We start from the raw sequence: 393 nt of genomic DNA on the forward strand, positions 1-393 counted from the left end.
ATCCTGGGTGGGTCCGAGCAGGTGAACGCGGACGCCATCTCATCCTGGCGCAGGTGGCGCCACGCCGATGCGGTGGCAGGGCGATCGGGCTACATGAGCGTGGAGAGGAGCAGAGCGTGGTGGACTTGATCCGCGCGCACGATCCGCAGCTCATCCTCGTGGGGATGGGCATGCCGCTGCAGGAGGCGTTCCTCACCCGCAACCTCGCGCAGATGCCGAACGCCTACATCGCCACCGTCGGCGGTGCCGTCGACTACGTCGCTGGCGCCGCCAAGCTGAGCCCCCGGTGGCTCGGCCGGTTCGGTCTCGAGTGGGCCTGGCGCTTCGCCCACGACCCGCTGCGCCTCTACGGCCGGTACCTCATCGAGCCTGTCAAGCTTGCCTCTGCCATCC

Annotated in this window: 1 protein-coding gene; it reads left to right on the forward strand. The window is 69.0% G+C overall.

Annotation, left to right across the window (positions count from 1 at the left end; all coding sequences use genetic code 11):
• Positions 1-116 precede the first annotated feature (116 nt).
• Positions 117-393, forward strand: a 277-nt coding sequence (locus I6F16_RS37775; RefSeq protein ID WP_346730193.1) for a WecB/TagA/CpsF family glycosyltransferase, incomplete at its 3' end; no start/stop codon positions are given.

It is taken from the genome of Bradyrhizobium sp. IC4060 (assembly GCF_020193715.1).
Taxonomy (GTDB): domain Bacteria; phylum Pseudomonadota; class Alphaproteobacteria; order Rhizobiales; family Xanthobacteraceae; genus Bradyrhizobium; species Bradyrhizobium yuanmingense.